General features: G+C 69.2%; 22 protein-coding genes. All 22 read right to left on the bottom strand.

Features of this window, described 5'->3' with window-relative positions:
* The 22 genes from BJF85_RS08585 to BJF85_RS08485 all read right to left on the bottom strand — a co-directional run bounded on the left by BJF85_RS08585 (position 1) and on the right by BJF85_RS08485 (position 15,806).
* The gene (locus BJF85_RS08585) at positions 1–693 is read right to left on the bottom strand and encodes a hypothetical protein (protein WP_139320533.1); all 693 of its coding nucleotides are present in this window, start codon (positions 691–693) and stop codon (positions 1–3) included.
* On the bottom strand, positions 686–1,798 hold the full coding sequence (locus BJF85_RS08580) for a DUF5047 domain-containing protein (protein ID WP_075846516.1): 1,113 nt from the start codon (positions 1,796–1,798) through the stop codon (positions 686–688). Before BJF85_RS08580 ends, BJF85_RS08585 begins: the two co-directional genes overlap by 8 nt.
* Positions 1,795–3,198, bottom strand: coding sequence for a hypothetical protein (locus BJF85_RS08575; protein WP_075846514.1), 1,404 nt, complete (start codon positions 3,196–3,198; stop codon positions 1,795–1,797). Before BJF85_RS08575 ends, BJF85_RS08580 begins: the two co-directional genes overlap by 4 nt.
* Positions 3,195–4,787: a phage tail tape measure protein gene (locus tag BJF85_RS08570; RefSeq protein ID WP_075846513.1), complete on the bottom strand. Its 1,593-nt coding sequence runs from the start codon at positions 4,785–4,787 to the stop codon at positions 3,195–3,197. The genes BJF85_RS08575 and BJF85_RS08570 overlap by 4 nt, the downstream gene beginning before the upstream one ends.
* Positions 4,787–5,251, bottom strand: a complete 465-nt coding sequence (locus BJF85_RS08565; protein WP_139320532.1) for a hypothetical protein — start codon at positions 5,249–5,251, stop codon at positions 4,787–4,789. The genes BJF85_RS08570 and BJF85_RS08565 overlap by 1 nt, the downstream gene beginning before the upstream one ends.
* Before the next feature lie 10 nt (positions 5,252–5,261).
* The gene (locus BJF85_RS29855) at positions 5,262–5,396 is read right to left on the bottom strand and encodes a hypothetical protein (protein ID WP_255375488.1); all 135 of its coding nucleotides are present in this window, start codon (positions 5,394–5,396) and stop codon (positions 5,262–5,264) included.
* Positions 5,397–5,443: 47 nt separating this feature from the next.
* Entirely contained in the window at positions 5,444–5,719 is a 276-nt protein-coding gene (locus BJF85_RS08560) for a hypothetical protein (protein WP_075846511.1), read from the bottom strand.
* Entirely contained in the window at positions 5,719–6,189 is a 471-nt protein-coding gene (locus tag BJF85_RS08555; RefSeq protein ID WP_075846510.1) for a hypothetical protein, read from the bottom strand. The genes BJF85_RS08560 and BJF85_RS08555 overlap by 1 nt, the downstream gene beginning before the upstream one ends.
* Positions 6,186–6,545 carry a hypothetical protein gene (locus BJF85_RS08550; protein ID WP_075846509.1) on the bottom strand — a complete coding sequence of 120 codons (360 nt, stop codon included), beginning with the start codon at positions 6,543–6,545 and terminating at the stop codon, positions 6,186–6,188. The genes BJF85_RS08555 and BJF85_RS08550 overlap by 4 nt, the downstream gene beginning before the upstream one ends.
* Positions 6,542–6,895, bottom strand: a complete 354-nt coding sequence (locus BJF85_RS08545) for a head-tail connector protein (RefSeq protein WP_158056838.1) — start codon at positions 6,893–6,895, stop codon at positions 6,542–6,544. Before BJF85_RS08545 ends, BJF85_RS08550 begins: the two co-directional genes overlap by 4 nt.
* 2 nt (positions 6,896–6,897) lie before the next feature.
* Positions 6,898–7,095, bottom strand: a complete 198-nt coding sequence (locus BJF85_RS08540; protein WP_075846507.1) for a hypothetical protein — start codon at positions 7,093–7,095, stop codon at positions 6,898–6,900.
* Between the two features lie 2 nt (positions 7,096–7,097).
* The gene (locus BJF85_RS08535) at positions 7,098–10,046 is read right to left on the bottom strand and encodes a phage portal protein (RefSeq protein WP_139320531.1); all 2,949 of its coding nucleotides are present in this window, start codon (positions 10,044–10,046) and stop codon (positions 7,098–7,100) included.
* Positions 10,047–10,139: 93 nt separating this feature from the next.
* Positions 10,140–11,627 (bottom strand): hypothetical protein, encoded by a 1,488-nt coding sequence (locus BJF85_RS08530; RefSeq protein ID WP_083666115.1) that lies wholly within the window; start codon positions 11,625–11,627, stop codon positions 10,140–10,142.
* Positions 11,590–11,988 carry a hypothetical protein gene (locus tag BJF85_RS08525; protein WP_075846505.1) on the bottom strand — a complete coding sequence of 133 codons (399 nt, stop codon included), beginning with the start codon at positions 11,986–11,988 and terminating at the stop codon, positions 11,590–11,592. The genes BJF85_RS08530 and BJF85_RS08525 overlap by 38 nt, the downstream gene beginning before the upstream one ends.
* Before the next feature lie 510 nt (positions 11,989–12,498).
* Positions 12,499–12,681, bottom strand: a complete 183-nt coding sequence (locus BJF85_RS08520; RefSeq protein WP_075846504.1) for a hypothetical protein — start codon at positions 12,679–12,681, stop codon at positions 12,499–12,501.
* Positions 12,678–12,971 (bottom strand): DUF6214 family protein, encoded by a 294-nt coding sequence (locus BJF85_RS08515; protein ID WP_075846503.1) that lies wholly within the window; start codon positions 12,969–12,971, stop codon positions 12,678–12,680. The genes BJF85_RS08520 and BJF85_RS08515 overlap by 4 nt, the downstream gene beginning before the upstream one ends.
* On the bottom strand, positions 12,968–13,108 hold the full coding sequence (locus BJF85_RS28750) for a hypothetical protein (RefSeq protein WP_222844471.1): 141 nt from the start codon (positions 13,106–13,108) through the stop codon (positions 12,968–12,970). The genes BJF85_RS08515 and BJF85_RS28750 overlap by 4 nt, the downstream gene beginning before the upstream one ends.
* Before the next feature lie 492 nt (positions 13,109–13,600).
* Entirely contained in the window at positions 13,601–13,837 is a 237-nt protein-coding gene (locus BJF85_RS08505) for a hypothetical protein (RefSeq protein ID WP_075846502.1), read from the bottom strand.
* 810 nt (positions 13,838–14,647) lie between these two features.
* On the bottom strand, positions 14,648–14,866 hold the full coding sequence (locus tag BJF85_RS08500) for a hypothetical protein (protein WP_075846501.1): 219 nt from the start codon (positions 14,864–14,866) through the stop codon (positions 14,648–14,650).
* Positions 14,866–15,189 (bottom strand): hypothetical protein, encoded by a 324-nt coding sequence (locus tag BJF85_RS08495; protein WP_075846500.1) that lies wholly within the window; start codon positions 15,187–15,189, stop codon positions 14,866–14,868. The genes BJF85_RS08500 and BJF85_RS08495 overlap by 1 nt, the downstream gene beginning before the upstream one ends.
* Before the next feature lie 66 nt (positions 15,190–15,255).
* Entirely contained in the window at positions 15,256–15,531 is a 276-nt protein-coding gene (locus tag BJF85_RS08490) for a hypothetical protein (RefSeq protein WP_083666113.1), read from the bottom strand.
* Positions 15,528–15,806 (bottom strand): response regulator transcription factor, encoded by a 279-nt coding sequence (locus BJF85_RS08485; RefSeq protein ID WP_075846499.1) that lies wholly within the window; start codon positions 15,804–15,806, stop codon positions 15,528–15,530. Before BJF85_RS08485 ends, BJF85_RS08490 begins: the two co-directional genes overlap by 4 nt.
* Positions 15,807–15,812 lie beyond the last annotated feature (6 nt).

The raw sequence follows: 15,812 nt of genomic DNA, 5'->3' as shown, positions 1-15,812 counted from the left end.
CTAGAATGGGATAACGGTCAAAACGCGGTTGTTGATCGACGTCGTTTGATTAGGCGACCGATCGGACCGGTAGAGACAACTGAACGTGTTCTGCCCCTGCTCCAGCCCATCCGCAGCAGTGACCAACGTCGTGGCCGAGACAGTCGACTCGATACCGCCCACGCCCTTCAACCACGCGTTAGTGACGGCCGTGCCTGGCGGCCGGCTCGACGCTCCGGTGATCTGCACAGCCTGGTCGATTCGCCCCCACTGTGTGATGACGACGTCGCCGGAGACCACCGCCTCGAAACTGTGGATGACGAGCGCGCGCCGGGACGAACCGATATAGACGGTGACCTCTGGTCCGGGCGCCTCAGCCTGCGTGTAAGAGTCGCTCCAGATCTGCTGCCAATGGGGCACCCGGTCCGACGCGATGCGCTCGCCGGCGCCATATCCCGGTTCGCGCACCTTGCCCATAATGAAGTACTGCGTGCGCATCCGGAGGACGATCACCACGTCGCCCGGCACGTACGCCTGCGGCGCGCCCGTCGACAACACCAGCACGTTGTTGAACACCGTGCCGGCGATCTCCACCGTGTTGAGCCCGGTGATTTCGTCCCACGACTGGATCACGCCCGTATGCCAGCCCACATCGGACGATTGCGCGGCCTGCTCGAGCCGCGGCACGAGCACCGACGCCATGTCTCTAGCCATTGCTGTCACCTCGTCGTTTGAGTTTCGTCGTCGCGGACATGCCACCGTCGGCGAGCAGGCCGAGACTGATCGACTCGAGCACGTGAACCCCCTCGTCACCGGCCGGCGACACCACGCGCACCGGGTCGAGCACCTGCAACGCCGGATTCGGCACCGCGGTCAGATCCATTTCGTGCGGCAGGCCGGTCGAGCGCTCGAGCATCGACTGTGCCGCGTCGCGCGCCTGCTGCACCGTGGTCACGAACGACGACGCGTAGAACCGCGGCACGTGCCCGAACGGGCCCTCCCAGTAGGTCGGCGAATCGGGGTCCATGTCGTAGGCGGCCGCCGACACCGGCGGCAGCTCGCCGACCTCCTCGCCGCGCGCAACTACGGCGTTGTACACGCCGTCTCGGTTCAGCGCGCGGGACATGGACACCATGACGCCGCGCTCGCCATAGTCGACCTCGACGACCGGCACGTCAGCCGGCGGGGGCGACTCGACCCGCAACCGGCCCTCGTGATCCCAATACATGACCTTGCCGTGAGCGTCGGCGAGGTCGGCCAGGAACCCGTACCGGTCGTCCTCGACCACGTGCGCCGAGCGCAGCGTCACCGACGCGTCGAAGTCGAACACGATCTCGGCGTCGGGGTAGACGTCCCGCACCAGGAAATCGAACACCGACTCGACGGTCGAGCCGCCGCCGAACTGCATAGGCCACAACGGACGGGCGTCGATAATGCCGGCCATACGGTCCGACCCCGCGACACGCACCCGGCCGCGCGGCGCATCGTCCTGCTCGACGGACTCGATCCGGAAGAAACCCTGCGACACCCACTCGCGATCACCGTTGCCGAACACGATCCCGCGCTCGACGAACAGCTCGTTACCGTAGGGGGTGAGCATGTCGCCCACGCGCGCAGTCCACGACGACCCGTCGGTCGTCAGGTCGACGGTGGCGCGCACGTCCGCGGTCGAGTCCTGCTCGACCTGCCCGGCCACGATCGGGATTTCGACGCCGTCGGGGTCGACGCCGGTCTGCCCGGGCGGGCACACGCGGGCGCGGGCGCACATGCGGTGCGACCCGCGCACCGCGTCGAGAAACGCATCCGACACCGGCCTCACGGCACGATCACCTCGTCGGGGTCGCCGATACGCTCGGCCACCGATTCCCATGTGTCCTCGACGTCGATCAGCTCGTCCCACGTGGCGAACGTGTCCACGATGGACTGCCACGTTACGGTGGCGCCGACGATCGACGGGGCCGGCGCGGCGACCTCGGTCAGTGGGAGGGTGACGTACCGCCGGCGGGCGCGCGGGGTGCGCCGGTCGATCTCGTACTCGCCCACGACGGCGTACATGCTGCGGGGCACGAGGCAGTCGGGCCCGGACGGCACGTGCACGAACACCGGGTCGCCCGACGACATGACGGTGTCGAAATCGTCGGCGTCGTGCGGGTTCGGGAACGTGATCGTCAGCTCATAGCGGCGCGAGCCGCGCACGTCGGTCACCGCGACCGGCATCGTGCGGCCGACGACCTCGAACGTGCCACCCCGCGCCGGCCGCGAGATCGCCGACCAATCGGTCACCGTCACTTGCCGGTTCAGGAACGGGCGCGCAATGTTCTTGATCCACACCGTCGACAGTGGCGGGGTGATGTCGGTGGTCTGGGTCGAGACGATCAGCGGGTCGGACTCGTGCCGCACCGACAGGTCGGCGAACGACACCACCACGCTGTCGCTCGTACCCTCGCCCCGCGCGCCGCCGAGCGCGACCGGGCCCGGTTCGGTGTGGACGGTGTCGGTGGTCTCGACCTGCCACTCGGCCGGCTCGTCCTCGCCCTGTAGCCACACCTTGCCGCGCAGCGTGTCGCCGACGACCGCGAACCGCACGCGAAACTCGGACTCGTCCTGCGGGTCGTAGGGCGCGAGATACGACTCGGGCATCGGCAGGTCGCCGCCGGCCACATGCCCAATCGACAGTTGCACGATGGTGTCCACGCAATACAGGTGCGCGAAATAGTGGTCGTCGGGCGAGTAGAACCGCGCGCCCAGATAGGCGGCGTGCGCGTCGTCGCCGGGCGCCTCGCTGAACGACACATCGACCGTGATGTCGGCGTCCGCGGTGATCAGGTCGAGCGTGGCCCAGTAGTCCGTGCCGGCCTCGGCGACCGCGACCGTGCCGGCCCCGTCGGCGACGTCGAACGCCGCCGCGTCGGTGGTCGACCAGTCCTGCCCGCCGTCGGCCGTTCCCCACCCGTCGGACACCGTCCGGTCGAACGTGTCGACGGTGGTCGTGCCGAGCACCGACGCCCGGTACGTGTTCGGGACGTTGCCGGCGAACTCGTAGTCGTCGAGCCGCGCCATGCCGGCCGACACCCCGACGGCGTCGCCACCGCGCACCGTGCGCCACCGAATCCCGTCGGTGGAGCGCTCGAACCGCACCTGTTCGGCACCGTCGGGCAGCTCGTCGACGACGAGCCGCACCCGGCCGAGCCTGTCGTCATAGGTCGCTGTGAACGTCACGCGGCACCCCCAGCGCCGGCGCGGACCCGCCGGCGGGTGCGCCTGTTGTCCTCGTCGATCTCCTGCCGCACCACGCGCACAACCTCGCCGCCGACCTCGACGTGCACCTCGACGACCTGCGGCCCGCCGCCGAGCGCGTCGGCGGTCGCGCCGGCGTTGACCACGCGCCCGGTTCGGCCGGGCATGAACAGCTCGGGCCCCTCCTCGCCCACGAGGTGCATTCGACCGGACCGGGCCGTTCCACCGCGGGCGAGATGGGGGATGCTCGGAATGTTCGGGATCGACGGGACACCGACCGCGCCGGACACGCGGTTAACGCCGTTGATCAGTCCGTTTATCGCCCCGATCGCCGAGTTAAGCAGGCTAATCACGCCGTTGAGTGCGCTACGGGCACCACTGCGAATACTAGCCCACACGTTCGAAATAGTATTTCCGACGGATTGGAACGCAGAACCGAGCGAACTACCCGCCGAGCGGAAAGCGTCGAACACCGGTCTAATTACGTTGTTCCAAGCCCATTGCGCGGCGCGCTGGATCGCTTCCCACGCGCCCGTGACGATGTTCCGGAACGTCTCAGAGTTGTTCCACGCGTACACCAGGCCGGCCGCGAGCGCCGCGAGCGCGGTAATCACGATACCAATCGGGTTGGCGCGCATGGCAGCATTCAGCGCGGTCTGCGCGATCGTCGCCGCGGCCATAACCGCCCGGTACGTACGCAATCCGATATAAGCGACCTTGACCGCCGCGGCGAGACCGGCGATCGTGCCCGTGACGAGCAGGATCGCCTGCGGGTTCTCGCGCATCCAATCGCCGACCTGCGTCAGCACCGGCAAAAGGTGGTTTTCCATCGCCGGGATGATGCTATCGGCGATCACCGACAGGAACGGTATCGCGAAATTCTGAATGAGGCCGGCGCCGACAGTCTTCAAATCGTCCATCGCCGCGGCGAACTTGGTCGACGCGTCGATCGCGTCGCCGTCCATGATGATGCCCAGGTCGTGCGCCTTTTGCGCAGCCTCGTCGAGCGACATCGAGCCGTCCTCGAGCGCCGGCATCAACTCCCTGGCCATCTTGGTGCCGAACACCTCGGCCGCCGCCGCGGACCGCTCGGCCGGCGACTCGATGCCCTGCAAGGCGGCGATGGTCTCGCGCATCACGACCTCGGTGTCGCGCGCCTTGCCGTTGGTGTCCTCAACGGACACGCCGAGATTCGCGAACGCGTCGGCGTACTTCTGGTTACCGTCGATCGCCCGCCCAATACGCTGGTTGAGCCGCCCGACCGCACGGTCGAGCCTGTCTTGCGACAGGCCGTTCTGCTCGGCCCAGTAGCGCATTTCCTGCAACGCGTCGGTGGTCACGCCGAGCTTCGGGGCCGTGGTGGCGATCTCGTCGCCCGCCCGCGCCGTCTTGGTGACCGCGCCGGCGATCGCCGCGCCCATGCCCACCAACACGCCCGTGGCGACTTTGTTCATCTTCTCGAAGCCACGTTCCCACCGGCTGAGCTGCCGCTCGCCCTGCTTGGTCGCGTCCTCGAGACCCTTCGTCGACCCGTCGAACCTGATGCGGATGTTCCGCACGCCGAGCGCCATCAGCTACCACCGCCTATGTCGTCGGCGGTGAACCGGCGTTCGATCTCGTCGGCGACGTCCTGCCACGCGCGGCGGATGTCGGCCGACTGGTTCTCGGCCACAGGGAAGAACCAATACCCCTGCTGCCCGTTGTGCGGCCGGAACTGCGCGAGACTGTTCGACCCGAACTCGGCGCCGAACAGGATCTTGTACGCCGGCGCCTTGTTCCGGCCGACCCGTTTCGACCCGCCGACCTGTAGCGAGGGCAGACGGTCGCGGCGCGCCTTGATCGTCGACGCCATAAGCGCCGCCTGCGGCGAGTCAGACTGCGCGGCCTGCCGCGCCCGCGTCGCGAGCGTCTCGGACAACTTCTGCGACCGGTCCCGCAACTCCTGCGATGCCTCTTTCGGGAGACGACGGAACGCGCGCAGCGTCTCGCGGGCGCCCTCAATGGGCATGTTCACCGTGAGCGCTGTCTTACTCATCGCGTGCCCTTCACCCCGAGTACTGTCGCCCCGACCGGTCGGTCGGGGCCCTGCTGCTGCGCTTGCTGCGTTCCTGCTCGTCGGCCCGTTCCCTGAACAGCTCGAGCGCGGTCGCGATCGCCGGGCCGCCCTCCTCGACCCACACCGACGGGGGAATACCTGTTTCGATCGCCAGCGCGACTAACGCGCGGTTCAGGCTTCCCCGTGGGTAGGGTCCTCGTCCTCTCCGTCCTCGGTGAAGTCCAAGACGTTGAGCTCGGCGAACTCGGCCATGGTGCCGACAAACAGCCGCTGACGGCGGGCCGCCTGATAGGCAATCTCGTAGTTGGCCGCCATGGTCGGGTTGTCGCGCAACGTCGCCAACGAGCGGCCCTTGCCGGTCTTCTCCCACACGTAGATGTCACGGGAATCGGCGGTGACGCGGTACTCGTCGCCACCGTCCACCGGCTGCACCTTAAACTCGAACATCAGAACGTACCCTCGTCTCCGTTGTCGCCGCCGTTACCGCCGTCGCCGTTGTCGCCGCTGCCGACCCGCTCGAAATCCGGGACGCCGACGACCTCGAGCGTCACCTCCGTCATTTCCGTTTCGCGCGCCTCACCGCCGGCCGGCCCCGGACGCAGACGAACCTGACCGGTCCACCGCACGTGCTCGGCCGGAATGTCCGGGTGGTGGTCGAGGGTGAACTCGGCCTGCTCGCCGGCGTGCTCCCACAGGAATGCCGAGATTCCCTCCGACCTCCAGTCTGCGTAGAACGTCAGCTCGAGCGTGGGCTCGGGCTCGGGGTCCTCGATGAACTCGCCGTCGGGACAGAACGCGTAGTTGCGCTCACCGTCGCCGATACCGGGGTCGAGGTTCCACGACTGCACCTGGCACTCGAACTGTGTCCCGTCGATCGAGAACTCGATCTGCTTTAGCTTCCTGTGGTGCACGCTCATAGTGCGACCTCCACCGTTAGTTCGTAGCTGGGTAGGTTGTTGCCGCCGGCGTCGAACACACCGGGGTTGGCCTCGGTAACGACCGCGTCGCGCACGTGCTCGTCGATCGCTGCGGCCACGACCGGCACCAGTTCCCACAACCGCGACACCGCGCGCTCATCCATCGCCGCCATGACGTAGACGACGAACGTCGCCGACGTCGGCCCGCCGCATATGCCTTCCCACGTGAGCCGCGGCGGGCCCACGAGCAACGCCGGCGGGTCCGCCACCGCACCCGCCGGATCGCGGTAGACCCGCGCCCCGTCGACGTGGCGGAGCGCGTCCTCGAGGGCGGTAGCCGCCTGCTGCACGCTCATCCGACGCGCGCCCGTGCGTGCCGCCCGATCCGCAACAGACGGGCGATGTCGGGGTCGTTGGCCACGACCGTTGCCGTGCCCTGTTCGGACATGGACACCATGCCGTCGGGCGAGCGCCGGCGGGTGTTCCACCGGCGGGCGAGCATGAGCGTTCCGAGACGCACGTCAGCGGTCGGTGCGGGCAGATCGGACGCCGGGTCCTGGTCGAAGTTGAAGTCACCGCGCCGCACACGCTCGACGAACACCTCGGCTGCCTCGAGGGCAGTCTCGAGGCGCTCGTCGTCGCGCGTGTCCGACTCGTCGATGTCCATCTCGGCTTTCAGGTCGGCGAGCGTGAGCCACCCGGGCATGGTCACCGCCCCCGTCGCAGCTCGTGTTCCGGGACGAGCCCGTCGGGCGTGGGGATCATCCACACCGGACGCCGCCGGCGCGGCCGCGCGGCCGGCGCCGGCTCGGCCGGCTCGGTGGCCGGCGCCTCGTCGACGACCGGCTCGTCGTCAGGGGTCACGGCCGGCGCGGTGGCCGGCCGTGACCTCTTCCGCGTCGCCATGATCAGGCCCCGCCGCCGTCGCCGCCGTTGTCGCCGCCGTTGTCGCTCGGCGCGTAGGTGATCTCGCGGACGCCGTCCTCACGGGTGCACGCAACCGCCTTGTAGCCCCACACCCCAACGTCGACGTACGCGACGCGGTACTGGAACTCCAACCGGTTGGGCGCGCTTGCCCAGCCGTGCACGTCCTCGCGGTTGTACAGGAACGAGGAACCGCCGCCGGCGTCGTTGAGCGCCCACGCGGGCACGCCGGCGAGGCCACCGACGGCGATCGACCCGAAGAACGCATCCGCGGTGCCGTCGGCGTTCGACGGCGACAGCACGGGGAACATGGGCCGGCCGTTGCCGTCCTTCGCGCCCGCAAGCGCGTTGTAGAGCTCGCCGTGCAACTTGAAGTCACGGAACCGGTTACCGCCGCGGACGAACTGGAGCGCGGCGAGCGCCTGCTTCAGTTCGTCGGTGAGCTCGACGTCGGACCCGGTGAGGGCGATCGTCGCGACCGACAGGTCGGCCAGCATCGACGCCGCCGAATTCTCGAGGCCCTCACGGTAGGCGCGCACGATCTGCCGCCACAGGATGGACGAGAGCTGCGGGTTACCGCCCTGGTCCCACGTCTCCCGGGTGATCTCAACCTTGCCGGACACCGCCTGCGGCGTGATCGTCTGCGACGTCGTCGTGAACGTGCCCGAGTCGGGCTCGGTGCCCTCGGTGTGCTCGTTGACCAGGTTCGCCGAACTCTCGAACTTCGGCAGCACGAACGGCGTGTTGTCGCTGATCGAGCCCTTGTTGATCGAGTCCCAAATCGGCGTGACGTAATCGAGCTGGTCGACGTACATGTCGGGCCGCTGCCGCGCCGGGTTCAGCGACTCGACGTCGCCAGTCTCAACCGAGAAGTTCGCGCCGATCCACTCCTCGACGCGGGCGCGCGCCTCGTCGTCACCCTTGGCGCCGGCGATCATGTCCGAACTGAAATCGTGCTGGCCGCCGATACCGTCGAACCGGTACAACGGCTCTTCGTTCACGCTGAACTTCTGCTGCTCGCGGCCGGCCGGGTCGACGAACGCCGGCCCCGCCGTGTTGGCGACCTCGTCGGCGATCTTCTGCGGCAGCTCGGCCTGAACCTGGCCGAGACGCTCGACCGCGCCGGCCATGGCCTCGACTGCGCTCGTGAATGCGGCAGCGTCCGGCCCGGGGGCCGGCGCCTCGTTCTGACCCTCGTCGGGCTTATACACGTGTGTGTCCTTTCTGGACGCTGCGACACCCGACACGCGGGCGTCGTCGAATGCTGGGCTACTGGTGATCGCGACGCCGGCGAGCCGAGCACGCGACACGCGCCGAACCCCACCGTCGTCACCGGTGCGGGACCACTCGACCCCGCCCTCGTCGAACTCGGCCTCGATCGAGAAACCGTCGAGGATTCCGTCCTCGGCGAGCGACAACACGCGGTCGCCGTCCTCACCGCGGGCGATCTTGAAGGTGCCGACGAGGCCCTCGTCGGTGACCTCGAGGCGCCGCGCCACGCCGACCACGTCGAACCGGGCGTGTTCGCGGTTGAGCTTCACCCGCGACACCTCCGACCACGACAGCGAACCGCGGGCGAACGTGTAGGCCGCGCCGGCGGACCGGGCGACCTTGCCCCACGGCACGAGCAGACCCTCGACGGTGCGCCGCTCACGGTCGACGCGGAACTCGGCGTCGACCGGCGGACCGTCGAACGCGATGCGCTCGAGCCCGTCGTCGGTGTCGTCGGCGAACTGCGCGCCGCTCGTGTGTGACATGCGTGGTTCCTCCACTTGGCGGCGAACGCCCGGCCGCCGCACGGGCGCCACGGGCCGCGGCTCGACCGGGATGTCGGGCAAACCTTCCATCGCGCGCACCTCGGCGACCGACACGACGCCGTTCTGTAGTCCGGTCTGGTATGTGCCCCACCGCGTAGTGGGGTCGGCGCGCATGTAGTCGTCCAACTTGAACGCGACACGCTGCCCCCTGCGAGTGACGTCGTTCATCGACAGGCGGTCGGTGATCGCGCTCATGAACGGCGACAGCACGTCGTTGATCCGGTCGCGCCGACGGTCCACAGCGGACTGATAGGTGCGCGACGTCGTCGACACCTGCAAATCCTCGGAGTCGAGGCCCATCACGTTAGCGATCTCAACCGTCGCCTGTTTCTGCATTTCGACGAGCTGCAACTCGGCCGGCGACGGCATGTCCACGGTGTTGTACTTGAGCGACGCCGGCACGTACGCGGTCGAGCCCGCGCGGCGAGCCTCGCCCCACGCCGTGAGAATCTCCTCGATCTCCTCGTCGGTCGTCGGGTCGGCACCCTCCAACGGGGTGAAGTACTCGACAGGCCGCGGGTTCCGCGCGTACATCGCCGACGCACGCTCGAACACGATCGCCCGACGAATCGCACGCGCGGCCGCCGTCAGAATTCCGGGGTTGGGCGAGTCGAACCGGATCATGTCCCGACCGCGCACCGGCTCGCCGTCGACCCACAGCACCGACTCGCCGGGGTACAGACCCGACGGCAGGCGCCGCGGCGGCGCGCCGGCGGGCGGGTTGACCGACACCCGGTGCGCGTTGACGAACTCGGCCGACCGCGGGAACCCATCCGCCAGCCGCGACCGCACCCGCCACCACGCGACACCCTCGAGGAGCAAGTCCTCGACCGTCTGCGACATCGTGACGATGTTGGGCACGGCGTCGTCGATCTGCTCGAGCAACGGCGTACGCGTCTCGGTGCGGTCGGATGCCTTCGTCACCAACGGCAGCGTGGCGATAGAGCAGATCATGTTCCGCCCGCGCAGCACCGCGGGCACCGTGAGCGCCCGGTCACGCGCCACCGGCACATTGGACAGTTCGCGGCCCTCGCGGGTGATCAGATCGTCGATGGGGGACGTGTGCAGGTCCCACGAGAACGACACGTGCGGCTCGGGGGCCGGCGTGTCTGGCACGCCGGCCCACCTCAGCACCGTCCGCACGAATCCCACACCGATAACTATAACGGTATAGAAATACCGGCGTCCACTGTGGCCGCCGGCGTGGCGCTACCGAGCGACGATCACCCGCGGCCGCCCCGCCGGACGAGGCAACGTCAACGCCGCCTGAACCGCGCCGGCCGCCGCGTACACCGCCGACACGTGCCCCGCCCCGCGACGAGCGAACCGCCACCCGTCGCCCTGGTCGAGCCGCTGCGCGTTCATCACGTGCGCGTCGAGCATCGGGTCCGCCGGATGCAACACGCGGCCCGCAGCGACCAAATCAGCGAACGACTGACACGTCTCGGCGACCTTCTGCCCCGTCAACTCGACGAGCTCGAACGGACGGCCCGGCCGCCGGCCCTTCCGGTTCCCGCCGGCCGGCGCAAGACGGTCACGACGGATCACCGCGCCGAGCGCGGCCGCCGGCCCCGACGGGAACCACGCGAGCGCCCGCGGGGCGATCCGGTCGAGCAGCTCGTCGAGCTCGTCGCGCGCGGCGTCCGTCGAGTCCCACGCGGCGACCGGCTCGACACGCACCCGCCCGTCGCCGGCGTCCGCCGCCGCCAGTAGCGCCACGTGCGCCCCGTCCGGTGCGACGTCGAGCCCGACGGCGACCCGGTCGCGCGCACCCTCGAGGGACCCGCCCGGGTCCGCGCCCGTGCTCCACCCGCCCGGGTCGACCGCCGAGTCGAGCACGTCGACCCGCTGGCACAGCACCTCGGTTCGGAACACCGCCGGCGGGTCGGTGGCCTGCGCCGTGGCGATCGCCTGCTCGGTGATCGTGTGCCCAAGTCCGGGGTTGGCCTGCGCCCACGCGTCGCGGTCGTCGAGCTCGCACCCGTCCGGCGCGGACCACTCAAACAGGCCGATGGTGGGGTCGGCGCCGGCGAGCGCGGCCTCGCGTAGCGCGTTCAGCACGACCGACTGGTCGTCGCCGGCGTTCGAGATGCCCACCGTGAGCGCGTCCGGCCGCGCCATCGTCGTTTTCGACAGCGCACCCCACGCGGCCCACGTCTGGTGTTGGCGCAGCTCGTCGAGGATCAACAGGTCGACCGACAGGCCGCGGCCGGCGGCGCCCGTGGCCGCAGCGATGCGATACCGGGCGCCGTTGACGAGCCGCAACTCTTGCTCGCCGTTCGCTCGGCGCACGAGGTCGATCTCGTCGGCGAGCTCGGCGTCACCCTCGGCCAGATCGACCGCGCCCGACCACGACTCGCGGGCGATGTCGAGGGACTGCGCCGCACCGAGCACCAGGCGCGCCCGCCCCATGTACATGAAATACAGGCTCAACGCCTTGAGTAGCGTCGTCTTGCCGTTCTGCCGCGCCACCAGCGTTAGTACGGTGCGGTATCGGAACGAGCCGCCCGGCTCGAGCTCGAGCGCATGAATCAACCACCAACGCTGCCACGGGAGCAACGTCATGCCGAGCATGTCCTCGGCGAACGCGATCGCCTCGAAACCGAGCGTCGTCTTCCTGGTCAGCTTGCGCGCCGGCTCGGTGAACAGGCGCGGACACTCACGCCCGAGCAGCGCGGAGCTCGGCGAGCTTGCCACCCTTGCCACCCTTCCCCGCAGTCTTGCCGGCCGACGCTCGAGCCTTCGGCGAGCCGCCGAGCGCGTCGAGCACGGACAGCAACTTGGGCCCCAGCGACTCGAGCGCCGTACGCGCCGACAGCTTGCCCCGCAACGCCGACACCAACTCGGCGAGCTCGGGGTCGGGATCGTCGTCGTCGAGGCGCCGCAGCACCTTGTCCGCCTGAACCTCGGCCGCGCGCGCCTCGTCGAGCGCCCGGGCGTACTTCTCGGCCAATCGGCCCGCTGCGCGGTCTTCTGCCTGCAACTCGAGCGAATCGAGCGTTTCCGCGACCGACGCGGCGAACGTGTGGTCAGCAGCCTGCATGTGTTCGCGTGTCATGTGCCTACCTCACGTGATCGCGTGTGCGGGGAGAGAGAAAGACAGGGGCAGGGATGTCCCGGGGCCCTCTCGGCGGGGAAAACCGGCTCGAGCTCTGTCCACTGTGAACAGAATTTCGCGCGTCGAGCTGTTGACATTCCACGCTGAGTGTGCCCTCTCGTCTGGTTGTTCTGTTTCTGCTGCGATCAGCGAGGGGCACCCCCTCCCCCCTGGTGCCCTGCTTGTTTCGCAGCTCGGCGCGAGCGTTCACCACCTGGTGTACCTCCTCGGTTTGGGGTCGGTGGGTGTGGTGTTCGAGTTGCTGGCGCCGGCGGTGCGGTTGCACCCCCTGTGCTCGGGACCCCAGTACCCCGGTTTCCCGTCGTCCCGGTGCCCCAGGTCCCACAGGTCGGTGGGGTGTATCCGCTGTCCGCAGCGGGCACAGTCCACCCGTCCTCGGTGACGTAGGGCAGCCAGTAAGCGCGGAGTCGTCGGTGTCGGCGGCCGTAGCGGCGTGCCTGCGTCTCGCGGTCAAACGGCATCGCGGGGCCTCTCGTCGTCGAGTCCGAGCATGGCGAGTAGTTCGGCCATGTCGTCGGCGTCGTGGGCTCGTTCCACGACGGTGAGCCTCGCTTTCGCTCGTTCAATGGGGGTATTGGTGACGTTGGACCCGATCTGCGCTGTGAGGCGGGTGCGGTCGCTGTCGATGCTCACTGGTTCCGTCCTCCTCGGTTGGGGCATGGCCAGGGGTGGCGGCATTCGGCGCACGCGAGCCATGTAGCGCGGTCGCTGCCGAACCGTGCGCGTCGTGGGTAGTGCTCGCCCGCCGCGAATGCCTTCCCCTGCTCGGGCGGCAGGTTCCCGGCCTCGCGGGCAAGTCGTATCCACCGGGCGGCGGTCTGCCGCGTCATGCCGAATGCGTTCATCACCGCGCGCCGCGGGTGCTCGGTTCGCTCGACGGCGGCGCGGTAGACGTCGGCGATCTCGTCGAGGTCGTGTTTCATTCGTCGGCCCCTTCGGGTCGTTCGCCGGTGAGGAGCGCCACGAGGTCGGCGACCGTCATCGATACCCACTGTTCGGCGGGGTTGGCGTTGCCGTGTCGCTTGTGGATCACCAGACCGACGGCGGCATCGTCGTTCATTCGCTCTGTGGCGGCTTCTCGTGTCCACCCCGGGAGATCACACCGGGTGGTGTCTTTCAGCTCGCACACGACGCGCTGAGACCGCAAAGCGGGCGACATACGGACGCCGGAGAGGTCGCCGCGGTCTTTGGCGCCGTTGCGGACGCGTCGGTCGATGCGGTCGTCGACGACCTCGGCGAGGTAGTCGGCGATCTGCCGTTCGAACCGGGCGCGGCCGTTTTCGCGCTGCGGCGGTTTCGGGTCATGTGGGTCTCCTCAGATCAGCGCGAGCTGTTCGGGCTGGGTGGGCTGTCGGGTGTGGGTGGCTGTGCAGGGGCAGGTCCAGTTGCAGGCGCGGTCGGCGAGCCACACGGGCTTGTAGATGGCGCGTTTCGATCCGGGCGGGGTGGTGAGCCACGCTTCGTGTGAACGCGCCGGGCACGTTGTCGTGGTCGCGGCGGAGGTCGCGGGTCCACACGTGGGTGCGGATCCACGTCGCGGTGTCGGCGTCCATCAGGACGCACCTGGCCCGTGGCGTTCCGGTTGCTGTAGCGCCTGGTAGGCCTGCTGAATGGTGTAGACGCGTGTGCCGCGCGCCTTGAGGTCGGCCAGGTCGAGCACGTCGCACCAGTCGGGTTCGGGGATGAGCGGGTAGTCGGCGTGGGTCACGAGCTCGTGGCTGAGTGCGCGGGTCCATGTCGTTTCGAGCACGTGCCGGGCGACGATGTCGACCGCGTCGGCCTTTCTCATGCGGATGTCCTCTCGTGTTGGCGGCACTGCGGGCATGTGGCCGATGCGCCGGTGTCGGGTCGGATGAACAGGCCGCCGGGGGTGCCGTGTTCGCAGTCCTGGCGGCGGTCGCGCTTGGCGCGGTCGATCGCTGCGGAGAGCTGGTCGCGTTCGGCGTCGCGGGCGGATTCCCACTGCTTCGCGGTTCGGCGGGCGTCGGCGCACTGGCCGCAGTTCGGCGGGTCGTCGACGTGGCGGTGTCGCGGGCACCGCTCGCTCGGTCGTTCGTCGGGGTTGTTCGGGGCGGGGGGCGCGTCCGCGCGTCGATAGGTGACACCCCCTCCCCAAGGTGACCACTAGTAGGGACGGGAACGGGGACGGGAACGGGTGCAGCGTGACTCTCGTGTGAATCGGGGGTGGACTCCTCGCGTGAGTCCTCGCGGGATTCCCTGCGTGAGTCACGCCGGGTGTCACGCCGTGACTTTTCGCGTGATCGTTCCTTGCGCTGCCGCCATGCTTCGCGCTCGGCCTCGACGACGGCGCGCGTCGGTTGATAGTCGGCCCAGTCGTGGAACACGTAGCCGTGCTCGCCGTCCACTTCGGAGCGCTCCCACAATCCGACCTCGACGAGCCGTTTCGCGTACCGATGCCGCGCGTCCCACAGCTCGACTTGTTCGTCCGGGACGAACCCGTCGGCCGTGTTCGTGTCGACGTTGTCGGCGCACCACGCGCCGGCGAGCTGCCACAGCCCGACCGCAGCGAGCTTGTCGCGGCCGAGCTTGCGCACCTTGCGGTGTCGGTAGAACGAGTCGTCGGTCTTGAACCAGGGCATTACGCGGTTGCCTCTCGTGCGTATTGCGCCCGCTTCGCGTTGTCGAGGATGCGGGCCGTCGTGTAGGTCGTCTGATGGGTGTGCTCGGCGATCTCGGGGACCGTCCATCCGAGCGCGGCGAGGTCGGCGACGAGCCGTTCCCGCTCGCGCGTGGTGAGCGCTTCGGCGGGCAGGTCCCCGGATCGTGCGAGCGCGTAGCGGCGTGTGCGTGGCCGCATCACATGTCCCCATCACCGGACAGGCCGTCGAGTTCGCGTTCGAGCTCGATGGGCAGCTCGACCTGCCCGGTACGCCGTTCGAACGCGCGGCGCCACAGGCGGCGGGCCTCTTTCCCGTCGGCGGAATCGACCGTGAGCCCTTCGATCGCCCGGATGCGGGCGGTGGGTGTGACGTCGCCGGTGTCACAGTCGGTGGCGATGGTCTTGGTGTCGACGATCGCCACGATGATGTGTCGCTGCTCGGGGTTGTCGACCATCGACGCGGCGATTTTGTCAAGGCCGTTGCGGTTGTCGACGGGAAGGCTGGTGCTGATCTTGGCCATGGGGTGTCTCCTCGGGTTGGAGTGGCCGGCCGTGTCCGCCCCTGCACGGCACGGCCGGCCACCGGGTCAGCGCCGCCGGTGCCGGTCGGCGTTCGGGCAGGTTGCGAAGTGGGGGACGTAGAGTTCGATCCCGCCGGCGCGGCGTCGGGTGGCGTCGGCCTTGCCGAGCACCCCGGCGACGAGCTGCACGCCTTGCAGCATCAGCAGCACGTTTCCGCCGCGGGCGGGGGTGTCGTCGACGGGCATCCGCTCGCCGTCGGCGGTGCGGGCCCACACGATCCGGCCGTTACACGAGCGGCACCGGGCGGAGTGCTGCAACAGGGTGCGGCGGGCGATGTTCACGACATCCACCCCCGTTGGTGTGCGATGTGGACGGCGTGGGCGCGGTTGCGGGCGCCCATTTTGACGAGCAGTCGGCGAACGTGGGATTTGACCGTCTCGCGGGTGATGCCCATGGCGCGGCCGATTCCGTCGTTGTCCAGTCCGCTCGCGATGTGCGGCAGTACCTCGCGCTCGCGTGTGGTGAGGGGCTGGCCGCGCTGCGGGTACCGCTGTCGGTCGATCGGGCGCCGGCTAGGGGCGAGCGGGTAGATGGGTGCCTCGGCGAGGTCGGTCACGAGTCG

Origin of the sequence: Saccharomonospora sp. CUA-673, assembly GCF_001942305.1 — a bacterium.
Lineage (GTDB): Bacteria > Actinomycetota > Actinomycetes > Mycobacteriales > Pseudonocardiaceae > Prauserella.
Note: the sequence above shows the minus strand (reverse complement) of the source record. Positions and strands in the feature narration are given on the sequence as shown.